Raw genomic sequence first — 14634 nt, 5'->3', positions numbered from 1 at the left:
TACCCCCTCTATAGATATAATTCCATTTTTATAATAATTCTATTATCTAAACTAGCTCTATCATATTCTTTAAATCCACACTGTTCATATATTTTTAGTGCTGGAATATTATCAGCAAAAACTTCTAACTTTAACTTTTGTAAATAAAATTTATCTCTAGCAACATTAATCAAATATTTTAAAATAAATTTTCCTAAGCCAGGTTGATTATATTTATCTTTATCAACTATAAGTCGACCAAATTCAGCCTCATTATTATTGATATCATAAATAGCAGCAAAACCAATTATATTATCATCATATTTACGAACTACAGAATACATATAATCTTGAAAGTTTTTTAAATACGAATTAAACCATATCTGTTGACTTTCATAAGAAATTTCCTTTTGATAGATAAAATTTTTACGATTAACACTCCTGTTTCGTAAAACACGTAAAATTTCTATATCATCTTTCAGCAATTCTCTTATATAAATACTATCATTCATAGCTATATTACAAGACATTTATATTCCCCACTAATTATATGTTCCCACCATTCTTGATTATCCATATACCATTGAATGGTTTTCTTTATTCCCTCATCAAAAGATGTTTTCGGTAACCAGCCTAATTCATTATTAACTTTAGTAGGATCAATAGCATACCGTTGGTCATGCCCTGGTCGATCTGTAACATAAGTAATTAACGATTCATCTTTTCCCAATGCAGATAAAATCGTTTTTACTACGTCAATATTAGCACGTTCATTATGACCACCAATATTATAAACCTCTCCTACACGACCATTTCTAACAATTAAATCAATGGCTTCACAATGGTCCTCTACATATAACCAATCGCGCACATTCTTTCCATCCCCATATACAGGTAATTGTTTATTATTGAAAGCATTAATAATCATCAATGGAATCAATTTTTCTGGAAAATGATACGGCCCATAGTTATTTGAACAACGAGAAATTGTTACAGGTAAGCCATACGTTCTATGGTAGGCCAATACTAATAAATCAGCAGATGCTTTAGATGATGAATATGGACTCGATGTATGAATCGGTGTCTCTTCTGTAAAGAATAAATCTGGTCGATTTAGTGGTAAATCACCGTACACTTCATCTGTGGATACTTGATGGTATCGCTGAATCCCATATTTACGACAAGCATCCATTAATACAGCAGTTCCCATAATATTCGTACACAAGAACACTTCTGGATTCTCAATGCTTCTATCTACATGAGACTCAGCTGCAAAGTTAATAACTATATCTGGCTTATATTGCTCAAATATTTTATAAATAGCTTGTCTATCTGCAATGTCTGCTTTCACGAAAGAAAAATTAGACTTATCTTTCACAGGTTCTAGCGTTTCTAAATTACCTGCATAGGTTAGCGCATCAACGCATATGATATGGTCCTCTGGGTACTTAGCTACCATCATATGTACAAAGTTACCACCGATAAACCCAGCACCACCGGTTACAATAATATTCATATGTTCACCACCCTATTGTCCACTATCAGCCATTGTAAAGGATATCTTATTCTCTAATTCATCAAAGAATGGAGATTTGCTATCCTTCTCAGATAGGATAGGATTTGCTATACCCCAATTAATAGCTAATATGGGATCATTCCATCGAATACCACCATCTGATTCTGGTGCGTAATAGTTATCTGCTTTATACATAAACTCAACATGATCTGTTAGGGTTACAAAACCATGTCCAAAGCCACGAGGAATTAAAAATTGTTTTTGATTTTCTTCACTAAGTTCAATAGCAAACCATTGCTTATATGTAGGACTATCCTTACGAAGATCAACTGCTACATCAAGTACTGCACCACGGACACATCGTACTAATTTAGCTTGTGATTTATGCCCATATTGAAAGTGGATGCCACGCAATGTGCCTTTTACAGTAGATGATGAATGATTATCTTGTACGAAATTATAAAATAAGCCAGCTTCTTCCATAGTTCGCTTATTCCATGATTCCATAAAGAATCCTCGATGATCACCAAAGACTTGTGGCTCAATAATCACAAGGCCTAGTATACCTGTTTCTATAACCTTAATTCCCATACTATACAACCCCTATCCTTGTATTTGCCCCTCTGCTACACGCTGTAAATGTTTACCATATGGTGATTTGCCATATAGCTTTGCACTCTCTAGTAATTGTTCTTTACTAATCCAATTATTACGATAAGCAATTTCTTCTAATGCAGATATTTCAATACCAGAACGTGTTTGGATAACTCGTACAAATTCAGACGCCTCATTTAAAGAGTCTACCGTACCCGTATCTAACCAGGAATATCCACGCCCCAATGTTTTTACTCGTAAATCACCACGTTCTAAATACATCTTATTTAAATCGGTAATTTCTAATTCTCCACGATCAGATGGTGTTACCTTTTTAGCCAATTCACAAACGTCTTTATCATAGAAATATAGACCTGTAACGGCATAATTTGATTTTGGGTGTTCTGGTTTTTCTTCAATAGATTTAACTAATCCATTTTCATCAAATTCAACAACACCAAAGCGTTCTGGATCTTCTACATGATAACCAAATACGGTAGCACCACTTGTAGCCTGTGCAGCTTCTTGTAGTTGTTTTCTCATACCAGCACCGTAAAAAATATTATCACCCAAAATCATGGCACAAGAATCTCCATTAATAAATTCTTCGCCAATAATAAAGGCTTGTGCTAATCCATCTGGAGATGGTTGCTCTTTATATTGTAAATTAATACCATACCGAGAACCATCACCTAATAAACGTTCAAAATTAGGTAGATCCTGTGGTGTTGATATAATCAAAATATCCTTAATACCTGCTAACATAAGCATAGATAATGGATAAAAAATCATTGGTTTATCATAAATAGGCAATAACTGCTTAGATGTTACTAATGTTAGTGGATATAGACGTGTCCCTGATCCACCGGCTAAAATAATCCCCTTCATAAAACTTTTCCCTCACTACGAATAGTTAAAATATGTAATTTATTATATATTAATTATTCAAATACTTGTTTAATAAAGTGCTCTATTTTATATATTGAACGAACCTGTTCTCCACCAGATTTAGCTATTAAATTTCGTTCATCTTCGTAATTTATATAATAATCAATTAATTCAATAAATTCATCATCTGTTCTATATGTAGCAAAATGAAGTCCTGATACTAATTTAAGATTAACTTCTTTTTGTTTACTAGATAATAAAAAATTATTATTTCCCATAATATCAAAGGTTCTACAATTATAACTTCCATGTTCCTTAATATGTATATTAAGATTAATTTTTGTATTTCTATAAATTTCAACAGCTTCCTCTGGTTGTATAAATCGGTTTTCTACATATTGTGCTAAAACTGGGTATCGTAATCTAAATTTAATTTTCCCTATCACTCGTTGATACCAATTATTCCAATGCCAAAAATGACCATATAATTTTAGATTATATCCTTTTTCCTTACAATGTATTGCTAATCGATTCAATAATTGTAATCGATAACTATTTTTAGGAACTAAACCAATAAAAGAAATATCAATTGGTCGATTCTGATTAATTTTTACTGGATTTAAACAAAAACTATCTCCAGCTACTAACGGCACATAATCAATATCTATTCCAAATGTAGACTTTGCGTATTTCACATCATCTATTTCAAAAGAAGATACCTTCATATATTTAAATAACCGGTCTTTTTTTAACTCAATACGATGCATAGAATCCCAAAACCACAAATAACATTTATATTTCTCAAAAAAAGATTCTTTAAAAAAATACTCATTTTTATTTTTAAAATCATTAATAACAAGAACCGTATCTACCTGATTCTTTGACATAAATGATTCAAACTTATCTTGTAATGATTTAGTAACCTTATCATTTGGTACAATAAATGGAATCAATTCAATACCTACATGTTTCCCTGCGGTTACTAAATTAGAAGCAAATATTTGAAATGCTGCCTCCATTAATACTACAACACGCATCAATAAACATCCCCTATACTTTATTAAATATTCTCTCTATTTACCTTTCTTACAAAAATCGCGATATTTCTACTTTAAATACGCCCTCAAATTCTCACTAATTTGTTCTTGATATCCATCAAGTAATTCATATCTCTTCCGATATTGGCTACGTTTTTGTGATTTGATTTCTTCAATCGGTTTTCTGTATTCTTCCAATGGTATTTTAAAGAATCGTGGATCTTGTGTAACTGTACCGCCAATGTCTTCCCACAATGGATCGAGTTCAGCTACTTTTGCCTTATGGCCACGCACCATGTGTGTATTGGCGTAGAAACCTTCGTCAGATACAGCATACATGGATTGCACTTTACAGTATTTAGCGAGTTCCCGAATCAAAAATACGATAAAGTTTTTTGGCCGATAGCCGAACATTTTTTTTGTAATATGTTTCGCATTATCAAGGCCATCCTTGTACCCTTGGATGGTGCCAATCCACAATGCTGGTTCCCCTTCTAAACCTTTGCCGAGGCGGATGTTCGCATGATATACGCCTTGGTCGCCTAGTTGCAACAGAATGGTAAATAAACCTTCCTTACGTTGACCAGTCATAAAGTTAAGGTGTGCCGTCATATTTAAATCAGCATCTTCCCATAGTAGAATGCCTTGTTTTAATCCTTCCGGTTTTAGTTCATCCGGATTATATAGCATTTCGATGGTCTCTGGCGTAAATACGTCTTCTAAGGCTGTAAAGTGATTCTTTACTGCATCAATGCGTTCACGCAAGGTAGATTCTTTAAACAAGAATATACGGCTCATCAACTCATAGAGACCTTCTTGTTTATCTAAAATATGTTGATCTGGTGCGTAGCTTTCAAAAAAAGACTTATATTCCATCATCTCTTGCTTGTGGCCTACAGTTCGCAAGAAATGCAAGACTACGCGTCGTGTTTCACGCCATGATTTTTTCCCATAAATAGCTCGACCATTAGCCCATTGGTCCTTTATATATTGAAACATACACTCTCCTTACTTATTCTATACATTAATAATCGAATCCATCATCCGTTTATGTCCAAAGTCTTCATTGGCTTGTACCAAACCCGCCTCATATATATCTGGATGTTCAATCATTTTGTTTACGAATTGTTCTAATCCAGCACGAATCGTATCTACTGAGGATATATCTAAGCTTTCACCAACATGGTAATCTCGAAGCACCTCAGGATTGATTTCAGGCGATACCAAGGCCGGTTTATAGAACCCAATAGCCGTATAAAGCATGGCGCTCCAGTGATAGCGATACCGTTCAGCACCATATGGCATCAAGATGGCATCTACGTCTAGTAAAGCCTTATCCCAATCGGAACCGATAAGGTTCGCATGTAGGAATGAAAGCCCTGGCACGTTCTTGTATTCGTCAGCAATGGCATCGAATAGTTCGCCGTCCTCAGGTTTTGCTGTCGCCCCTTGTACCAAGAGTTCTACGGGACCCGTAAAAGCAGCTGTTTTGAAAGCATCCAATAACGGGATAATATTCTTTTCTTTGCGGAATTGACCGAAAAAGCCAAGACGAAGTGGCATATGTGTAGAGAAGGTTGGTGTTTCGCCTGTGGATGGCGTAAACACAGGAGGTAAGATAGGACGTACGCGCGGTAGATCACTGCGCAGCATATCGTCGCGCAAGGTAATGACATCTAGGTAAATATTCGGATATCGATTGGCACGTTCCGCTTGTTTCAAGAACCGTACATTTTCACCCTTGCCAATGCCATGGAAAATAAAGTGAACTGGTACCTTTGCATGTTTTAAAGGCGTATCTAATAGTGCTTTTATATAGCGATACGTGGAGGTAGGAATAATCAAAGCATCACAATGATGTTCCTCTAATTTCTTGGCAGCCGAAGTAAACCATGCGCGGCGGCGGCGTTCGCGTAATATAGATAAGAACGGCTTTTTCCATTTCGAAGCGCCTGCATAGGTCACTACCTCTCCGCCCTCAAGATAGATAACGTCAACGCCATAATCAACCTTAAAGGTAAAATTCTCCGGCACCATCAATACCGGTTCATGACCTTGGCGTTTTAATTCATTGATGATCATGCGGTCAAATTCTACCTCATGACCGGCGGGCATAATGATGCTTTCCAAAATGGCTACGCGCATTGTGGTCCTTCCTTTCTCTACTAACACTCATCTGTTATCTAGAATCTATTATCTAGATCTGTTATAGTTTCCCATTGGATTTCAATAAATAATATAGCTTTACGTACTTAATCATGGTATAGAAATAATGGTTCACGGATAGGATAAATCCCATTTTTCCATCTAAAAAACCTCTATCTAAAATGTACACCTTGAAAAAAGCCCAACTTGGACGGATAAGAATATCCTTTACAAAGGAACAGGATTTTCCGTTTTCCTTATATTTCTTAGCCGCCAATGTCGTATAATTATTGAATTTATTAAAATACTGATGCCAATTATCGTAAGTATAATGATACATTTTGCCATGTAATTTGGCCTCAGGATAGGTGCTGGATATAGTTTCGTGTACAAATCCTTCTATATTCGTGCCTTCTTTTGGCATAAATCGCAACACGTAATCAGGACGCAACACACCATAAGTGGCCTTATTGTGATGGAACACATTGGACCGTTCAATCCAGTATGCTTTTTTCTCATTCTTAGCCAGCACATCTTGTACTTCTCGTTGTAATTCTGGCGAAATGCGTTCATCTGCATCGAGGAAGAAAATCCATTCGGACCGAGCCTCTTCGACAGCAAAACGTCGTTGTTGAGACCAATCGCCATTCATAGCATGATGTACAACGCGAGCCCCCATAGATTCAGCAATCTCTACCGTTTTATCCGTGCTGCCGTCGTCGATAAGAAGTACCTCATCAGCAAATTGTGCAGATGCGATACAGTCTTTCATATGTTGTTCTTCATTTCTAGCCAAAATAATGACCGTTACTGTTGCCATGTATGTCTCCCCTATTGTACATTAGCATAAAATTTCATCATCCACTTTATTTTATAAATTAATAATAGATTCAACCATTTTTTCAATTGTAAACATAGAAATAACCCTCTCATATCCATTACTTATAATTGTTTGATACTCTAATGGATTATCCATTAAATAAGTAATAGAATCAGCTATATGTTTATAATCTACAGTATCTATAATAATTCCATTTTCACCATTCGTAATAATCTCTTCTTGTGCTCCTGAATTACTTGTTATAACTGGTGTTTTACAATACATAGATTCACAAATAACAAGACCAAAGGCTTCTTTTATTTTAGATGGTGCTACTAAACAATGAACTGATTTATAAAATTGATTCATATTATTTTGAAAGCCTAAAATCTTCACATATGATTCCATATGATTATCACGCATATGTGTATATATTATATTTTCTGAATTTCCTGATACTTCACCACACATATATAATTCAATAGGCTTTCCTAATTCATACAAATATTTAATAGCATCTAATAACTCTATGATACCTTTATCTAATCCAATTCTACCTGCATATCCAACAATAAAAGTATCCTTTTTTTTCTCTATTTTTATATCTGGAAATCTATACGTATTTATTCCATTATGAACGAGATGATATTTATGCTCTTTACCTTTTATTACTTGTGCATCATATACACATTTTGAAACACAAACAAAAGCATCTACTTGATTTTGTATCCATCTATGATAAATATCAGTCTTAGCAGGTAATACATTATGTTTAAAAAACACAACTTTGGCGCCTGTCATTTTCTTCAATAATATAGCTAAAAAAATGTATTTTCCTGTATGACATAAAATAGTATCAATATGATGCTGACGAATTAAAGCAGCCATTTTATGAATCGAGTAAAAGCCTTTATTTTTACGAATCTTAAAAGAGAAAACTGTTGCAACTTCACTATATTTAGAAATAAAGTCAGGTTTCCAGATATCAGTTAATACAAAAGGGGCAATACCTTGTCGTTCTAATTCTTCACTCATATCATATACATATTGCTCCATACCTCCCCATACAGAACTTTCCATAATATTAAGGATTCCCCTTTTATTTGTAGTCATCTGTAAACTCCTTATTCAACAGCTACAACTATAAATTTAATTCCTATAACAACACTATTTATATTTCCTACACCGCGGCCCCTTGCACCGCTTGCATTTTCCACAGCCCTTATCCGTAGTTTTCTGGCCGTGGTCATTTATAAAATCTACGGTTAGTCCTTTTTTGTGGACTTTTTGGACTCCTTCTTCAAGGCTTTTTCTAATTTTTTAGCCTTTTTATCCTTCTTAGCATCCTTGTCTTTTTTAGCTTTTTTAGAATCCTTATCCTTCTTGCTCTTTTTGGACTCTTTGTCCTTCTTGGACTTCTTAGATTCCTTTACAAGCTCGAGTTCTTTCTTAGACTGCTTGTCTTTCTTGTCCTTTTTTTTATCTTTATCTTTCTTTTTCTTATCTTTTTTATCCTTTTTACCTGAAAGCTTCGCCCATTCTTCTTCTACGCGTTTCAGTTGTTTTTTAATAAGTTTGTCGATTTCCTTTTGTTGTTTAGTTTTATCCTTATCGCCCGTGGATTGTTTAGAATACAACAAGGAATTTACCATATCATAAGGATCTAAAGATGTATGAATATCTCGGTCTAGGATACTTTCATCATCAATATCTTCGATGTCATGATCTACATCGTGCAACTTAACTTGCTCCATCGCATAATCTAAGTTGTCTTGATTAGACGCACCATAACCCATCGGTTTATCAAAAGAAAGAACATCACCAAACAAATCACGTTCCAAGCTTTCATAAGAATTAAGCATGCTCATTCGATCCTGAACGGCCTCAATTTGATTCCACAATTCCATCAAATTCGCCGTATATTGCATGCGTTCCTTAACCTCTAAATAGGCTTGGTGAATAACAAACAGTTCTTTTTCATTAAGACCTTCTTCAGCACCAATTTCTTCAATCATTTGCTGAATCTCTTGATCGCGATTATAACGCTCTACTAAGGCACTGCGAATTTCTTCAATAAGACTTGCTGACACGCGTTCCATACGTTCCTCCTTTATGGTATATACTCAGCCCTAATCACTACGATTAATCATTACGAATCAATACATACCATGGTGAATAGAAAAAATAAATTTTTATACTCTCTAATCTATTATTATATCAGAAAATATGCGGATTTTCTGCGTGTTTTAGTGAAAGTACGTAAAATTTGACTATCCTTTTATATCATGCTATTCTATGAGTAACAAAGGAAATTAGTATGAGGCAATGTTTTCATACGAAAAAATAGCAGGGTGGCAGCCCTGCTATTTTTTATTGTGCTGGTTACTAACTAAACTATCTATCCAGCCACTTGCAAATATAATATGCAACTATACTTGCTATGATAGATAAAAAAAAGGAAATTAATATCTCCGGCAATGTTTTCACCTCCTTTCTGTTACCAGAATGGAGTAGTAACAATTAGATTATATAATGTCTATATATACTTTTCTATAAGAATAGATAAAACGAAATATAGAGATAAATTAATTTACTAAAACACATTCACTCTATATACCAATATGCATTCTTTGTCGTCAGTTTTTCGAAATAAATCGCCGCATTGTATTGATTCTTCTGCTTCGAGGCGCACATGGTTATTTAGGAAATTCTCTACTTCTTCGTTAACATAATAGAAGAATAGTAGAATTTCTCTTGGATGATGATATAAAGAATCAAAGATATTACCTAGTACGCGTTTAATGGTATGAAGTGCAAAGGGGTTAAAGAAAAAGCATCGATCTGCATTGTCTGGTAATGTATAGGTAGCAGCATCGCCTAGGACAAAGGATACGCGGTTCTTGGCAGCTGGGCTTTCACCATTTACGATGGCCCGTTCATACAAACGTTCATCGTATTCGATACCAATGGAATGGCACCGCGTCTGATTAGCCATAAATATGCTAACGCGCCCCTTGCCACTGCCGTAATCAATGAGGGTATTTTGTTTCGTAATATAACCGCTATTGGCAAGGCGCTCAAGAACGCAATAGTCCGTTGGCTCATACGGATGATGCTCTGCATCCGAACGACTATCATCACGACCTGCTGTCTTTATTTGTAATATACTTTCCCATTCTTGGTCGGCTACCATTGATACACTCCCAACTATCGTATTTTAGTTACTTTATATATTCTTGTATATACCTACTCGATTATATCTATAGCAATTGTTGTTTTAATTATACTATCTTACAAAATCTACTACTAATTTCCTACTACATTATATTTCTCTATCAATACATAAAGATTACCTATCCAATGTATGTAATTATAAATTACACGATTTCCAATAAATTGCACTAAATTTAATTTTATTATATAATTTAATCAATATTTTGATAAACGCTATAAAATAAGGAGATATGATGAATAAAATCTTATTAATGGCTCTTGTGCTAGGCACACTTTCTACAACAAATGTACTAGCTGCAACGGACATGGCTACTACTATTTCTAGTACAAGCTCTGCCACTGCTACCTCTGAAGCTAAGACTCATCAAACAGAAGCGTACGGCATGCAATCTGTAACGGCAGTGCCAAAAATTTATGGTGATGGTGAAAAAATAGCGGCTATCATCATCAAATATCCAGAAGCAATCCAAGAAAGTGCACTAGCGCTCAATACTTTCACAGTAGAAGGCAAAACAATCAACAATATCTATACTAATTCTGTGCCTGAACTGAAAGAAAATTACAAATCTACAGCTAAAGGTTTGCACAATGATGCCCCTCAAATAGATGCAACAGTAGGACAAACAAATACGGTCAAAGTTAGTAAAAAAGACAAAAACTCTAAAGCTACAGCAGCTGATCAATACGTTGTAGTGGAATTTGAATATGAAAACTCTACACCATTCGTATTAGCACCACGCCCTAATAAACCAAAAAATAATGGTGCTGTAGGCGTCGATGCACCGATGCGTTCTGATCGTAAATTGCCTGATTTAAACGTTACAGTCACACAAGTTCAACCGGTAGTGACAAAAACAGGTACTATATACGGCCCTTCACAAACGAGCGTAATCAATACATCTACGGCATCTACTATTATGGATGAGTTTAAAACATATATTTACACAGATTCAACTACGGGTAATAGCATTCCTTACAATGTATTTTTACCGAAAAACTATGATGCATCAAAACAATATCCTCTATACTTCTTCATAGCTGACTCCAGTGCCAATATCAATGATAATCGCACGGTACTATTCCAAGGTAATGGTGCTACTGTTTTCGCTAGCCCTGAGGAACAAGCAAAACATGAAGCCATCATCGTTGCCCCTCAATACACTCAAGATTTAGTAGATACACTTGGTATGATGACTACCGATAAAAATGAATGGACTCCAGGTCTTACCTTAGTAGATAATCTATTACATCATGTCATCGCTACGTATCCAATTGATAAGAACCGAATTTACGGTTCTGGGCAGTCTCAAGGTGGTATGGCAAACATCGCCATTAGCGACAAACATCCTGATTTGTTTACTGCTCAATTCCTCGTAGCATGCCAATGGAATACGGAGAAAATGAAAGTATTAAAGGATAAAAAATTGTGGATACTCGTATCCGAAGGCGATGATAAAGCATATCCTGGCATGAATACAGCTACTAAAAATTGGGCTGACTTAGGCACTAAAATTGCAACCTCTCCTATGTGGGATAGCCATTCTACACCGGAACAATTCGACGCATTGGTGAAAGCTACAGTCGATCAAAAGGCTCCTATTAATTACACGGTATTTAAAGATGGCAACCACATGTACACATGGTCTGTAGCTTATAATATCGAAGGCATTAGAGACTGGTTATTCAGCCAAACTAAGGAAAAATAGACCCTAAAAAAAGCAGGGTTGCCATCCTGCTTTTTATAACAATTACTGACCATTTACAAATAATGGTAAATTGTGTAATATAATATTAGATGAAGAAATAAGTATTTTGCAAACATTTTAATGCACGCAAAACAAAAGAGGAGGGTGGCACCCCTCCTCTTTTTGTGCTAGTTACCGGCCTAATATCTATCTAGCCACTTGCAGATATAATAGCACGTTATACCTGCTACGATAGATATTGTGAAAGAAATAAGTATTTCGAACATTTTAATACACCCCCTTTCTGTTACCAGTATGGGGCGGTAACATTTATAGTATATAACATATACTTATATAACTAAAGAATTAAGATATGGTACCATTTACAAACATTAGATAATCATGTAATATATAAAAAAGGAAATCAATATGTGACACGTTTTCACGCAAACAAAAAAGGAGGGGTGCTACCCTCCTTTTTTTGTGCTATTTACCATATATGATTCGAATATGGTATACTAAAAAGTAATATTTCAATTTTTCTCATGTGCAGAATTCTATCTCATAAAAAGGAGTATTTACTTACATGGACAGTGATCTGACCTTAGATTTTATAATTATTATAATATTAATCATCGCCAATGGCTTATTTTCCATGACAGAGTTAGCCATCGTCAATGCTAAAAAACGCCGTCTCGAAGAGATGGGTGAAGCAGGTAATGAACGGGCTAAAAAAGCCTTTGAATTAGCAGAAAAACCTAATAATATGTTTTCTACCATTCAAATTGGTATTACTCTCGTTGGTATTTTAACAGGCTTGTATTCCGGTGCGACATTTTCCGCTCCATTAGAGGAATTTTTAGTAGCTCATGTTCCAAGTATTGAACCGTATGCTACATCCTTTAGCTCATTTATCATCGTTGCGATTATTACCTATTTATCCCTCGTTATCGGTGAACTTGTGCCAAAACGCTTGGCTTTAAATAGTCCTGAAAGTATCGCAGTAGTGGTAGCAAAACCAATTTACTGGCTATCAGTAGCACTAAAACCAATTGTTAGCTTCCTCGGTATTTCTACGGAATTTTTATTAAAATTACTAGGCGTTACCATAAAAGAAGAGGCTCCTGTTACAGAGTCTGAAATCAACAAAATGCTCACTGAAGGTGTTGCTATGGGTGCTTATGAAGAAGAAGAACCTATCCTCGTAGAAAACATTTTCCATCTAGCCGATATGAACGCAGGCGATGTCATGACACCGCGAACACAGCTAAAATGGATTGATTTAAATTCTTCAGAAGAAGAAATCATGGAAGTGCTAAAAACAGCAAATCAATATCGTATTCCTGTAGGTGAAGACTCTCTCGATGAATTACGAGGTATGATCAATGTAACCGATGTTATGGTCCAATGCTTACAAGGAGAAAAATCCTTACATCATGTGATTCATTCTTGCTTGAAAGAACCATTGCTCGTACCTGAGTCCATTTCTCTTATGAAATTGCTCAATACATTGCGTAACGAAGGTGTTCATGAAACTATCGTTCTCGACGAATACGGTGGCTTTAGCGGCCTCGTTACCTTGCATGACATCATGGAAGAAATCGTTGGCCTCATGCCATCCGGCGAAGAAGAGCGCCAAGAAGAAGAAAACCGCATCGTCGAACGCGAAGACGGCACTTGGCTCGTAGACGGTCTACTCGACGTAGACGAATTTAAAGAATTTTTCCACATCGACAAAGAACTACCACGCGAAGAAGACGACCTCTACAAAACACTGGGTGGCCTCATGAACCTTCTATTCGGTAGAATCCCACGCGAAGGCGACAAAACCACCTGGGACGGATACACATTCGAAATCGTGGACATGGATAATACACGGATAGACAAAATTTTGGTTAGTTATGTTGAACCAGTTGTGGAACAAACAGAAGAATAAAATTTGAGCACATATCGTCATAAATACTAATATAAAAAAATAGACTCCCAAAAACTCCACCGGCCGGGTCTGACTCCGGCCTACGGCCTCCGCAGGGCCAAAGTCGTTTTTGGAAGTCTATTTTTTTATTACTAATATCCTATGATCCTACGTGCTCAAATTTTCATTTCTACTGTAATTCACACAACTGATTAAACATAATCTATGAGAGAAACACGCTAAAGCGGGACCCGAAGTCGTTTTGGTAGCACCATGTGCCTTTTTCACTCTTACTGTAGTTCGCACAACTGGTTAAACATAATCTATGAGAGAGACACGCTATGCGGAGCCCGAAGTCGTTTTCAGGAGGGGTTCTCTCTTCTTCTATTCTACGTTTGTTGAACAACTTGGTTAACTTAATCATCTAAAGCTCTTTTTAGTTCTTCTAACGTTTTATAACTAGGGTATTTCAAATCTCTAGCTATTTTCTTTGCTTCTTTCATTGCTTCTAATGTTTTTTGATTATATACTTCTCTGTCTTTTTCTTGTTTCATAATTCCACCAACCTTTATCAAAACTATTATAACCTAAATTTCTCCCCGAAGGTCCCCTCCTCCTAATATTAGAAAATATATATGTTTGTATTTTTCAAATTCAGATTTGCAGTAAAAAAGGACTGGCTTGTCCCAAAACGACTTCGGGCTCCGCGAAGCGCAGTAGCGTGTCGGCTTTGGGGCGAGCCAGTCCTTTGATATTGCTAAGCTATATTCTTCAAGCCATCAGGCGCAGACCGTTAAGGTAGCTGGAGGTTTTAGGAAGGT

At 35.7% G+C, this 14634-nt stretch carries 14 protein-coding genes; 2 read left to right on the top strand and 12 right to left on the bottom strand.

Annotated features, from left to right (window positions below; translation table 11 throughout):
- Positions 1-8: 8 nt before the first annotated feature.
- From HMPREF1504_RS07860 to HMPREF1504_RS07810, 11 genes are all read right to left on the bottom strand, one after another.
- The gene (locus HMPREF1504_RS07860) at positions 9-509 is read right to left on the bottom strand and encodes a GNAT family N-acetyltransferase (protein ID WP_038124905.1); all 501 of its coding nucleotides are present in this window, start codon (positions 507-509) and stop codon (positions 9-11) included.
- Positions 494-1495, bottom strand: coding sequence for a dTDP-glucose 4,6-dehydratase (gene rfbB, locus HMPREF1504_RS07855; protein WP_038124904.1), 1002 nt, complete (start codon positions 1493-1495; stop codon positions 494-496). The genes HMPREF1504_RS07860 and rfbB overlap by 16 nt, the downstream gene beginning before the upstream one ends.
- A gap of 12 nt (positions 1496-1507) precedes the next feature.
- On the bottom strand, positions 1508-2086 hold the full coding sequence (gene rfbC / locus HMPREF1504_RS07850) for a dTDP-4-dehydrorhamnose 3,5-epimerase (protein WP_198017413.1): 579 nt from the start codon (positions 2084-2086) through the stop codon (positions 1508-1510).
- A 12-nt stretch (positions 2087-2098) separates the two neighbouring features.
- On the bottom strand, positions 2099-2977 hold the full coding sequence (gene rfbA / locus HMPREF1504_RS07845) for a glucose-1-phosphate thymidylyltransferase RfbA (RefSeq protein ID WP_038124902.1): 879 nt from the start codon (positions 2975-2977) through the stop codon (positions 2099-2101).
- 53 nt (positions 2978-3030) lie between these two features.
- Positions 3031-4014, bottom strand: a complete 984-nt coding sequence (locus HMPREF1504_RS07840; RefSeq protein WP_038124900.1) for a glycosyltransferase — start codon at positions 4012-4014, stop codon at positions 3031-3033.
- Between the two features lie 69 nt (positions 4015-4083).
- Positions 4084-5013, bottom strand: a complete 930-nt coding sequence (locus HMPREF1504_RS07835) for a DUF535 family protein (RefSeq protein WP_038124898.1) — start codon at positions 5011-5013, stop codon at positions 4084-4086.
- 18 nt (positions 5014-5031) lie between these two features.
- Complete coding sequence (locus HMPREF1504_RS07830; RefSeq protein WP_038124896.1) at positions 5032-6159, bottom strand: glycosyltransferase family 1 protein; 1128 nt, start codon at positions 6157-6159, stop codon at positions 5032-5034.
- Between the two features lie 61 nt (positions 6160-6220).
- Positions 6221-6979 (bottom strand): glycosyltransferase family 2 protein, encoded by a 759-nt coding sequence (locus HMPREF1504_RS07825; RefSeq protein WP_038124894.1) that lies wholly within the window; start codon positions 6977-6979, stop codon positions 6221-6223.
- Between the two features lie 51 nt (positions 6980-7030).
- A complete protein-coding gene (locus HMPREF1504_RS07820; protein WP_038124892.1) occupies positions 7031-8092 on the bottom strand; it encodes a glycosyltransferase family 4 protein in 1062 nt (353 codons plus the stop codon).
- Positions 8093-8244: 152 nt separating this feature from the next.
- Positions 8245-9078 (bottom strand): hypothetical protein, encoded by an 834-nt coding sequence (locus tag HMPREF1504_RS07815; protein ID WP_038124890.1) that lies wholly within the window; start codon positions 9076-9078, stop codon positions 8245-8247.
- A gap of 494 nt (positions 9079-9572) precedes the next feature.
- Entirely contained in the window at positions 9573-10172 is a 600-nt protein-coding gene (locus tag HMPREF1504_RS07810; protein ID WP_038124888.1) for a class I SAM-dependent methyltransferase, read from the bottom strand.
- Positions 10173-10443: 271 nt separating this feature from the next.
- Between HMPREF1504_RS07810 and HMPREF1504_RS07805 the strand changes: the two genes are divergently transcribed.
- Both HMPREF1504_RS07805 and HMPREF1504_RS07800 read left to right on the top strand, forming a co-directional pair.
- Positions 10444-11919 (top strand): alpha/beta hydrolase-fold protein, encoded by a 1476-nt coding sequence (locus HMPREF1504_RS07805; protein ID WP_038124886.1) that lies wholly within the window; start codon positions 10444-10446, stop codon positions 11917-11919.
- Positions 11920-12484: 565 nt separating this feature from the next.
- A complete protein-coding gene (locus HMPREF1504_RS07800) occupies positions 12485-13834 on the top strand; it encodes a hemolysin family protein (RefSeq protein ID WP_005383190.1) in 1350 nt (449 codons plus the stop codon).
- 395 nt (positions 13835-14229) lie between these two features.
- Here the strand turns inward: HMPREF1504_RS07800 and HMPREF1504_RS10480 are convergent, their stop codons facing one another.
- Entirely contained in the window at positions 14230-14367 is a 138-nt protein-coding gene (locus tag HMPREF1504_RS10480; RefSeq protein WP_005379737.1) for a hypothetical protein, read from the bottom strand.
- Between the last annotated feature and the right edge of the window lie 267 nt (positions 14368-14634).

The sequence above is a fragment of the Veillonella sp. ICM51a genome (genome assembly GCF_000524355.1).
In the GTDB taxonomy this organism is placed as follows: domain Bacteria; phylum Bacillota; class Negativicutes; order Veillonellales; family Veillonellaceae; genus Veillonella; species Veillonella atypica.
This window is presented reverse-complemented; position numbering and strand designations above follow the sequence as displayed.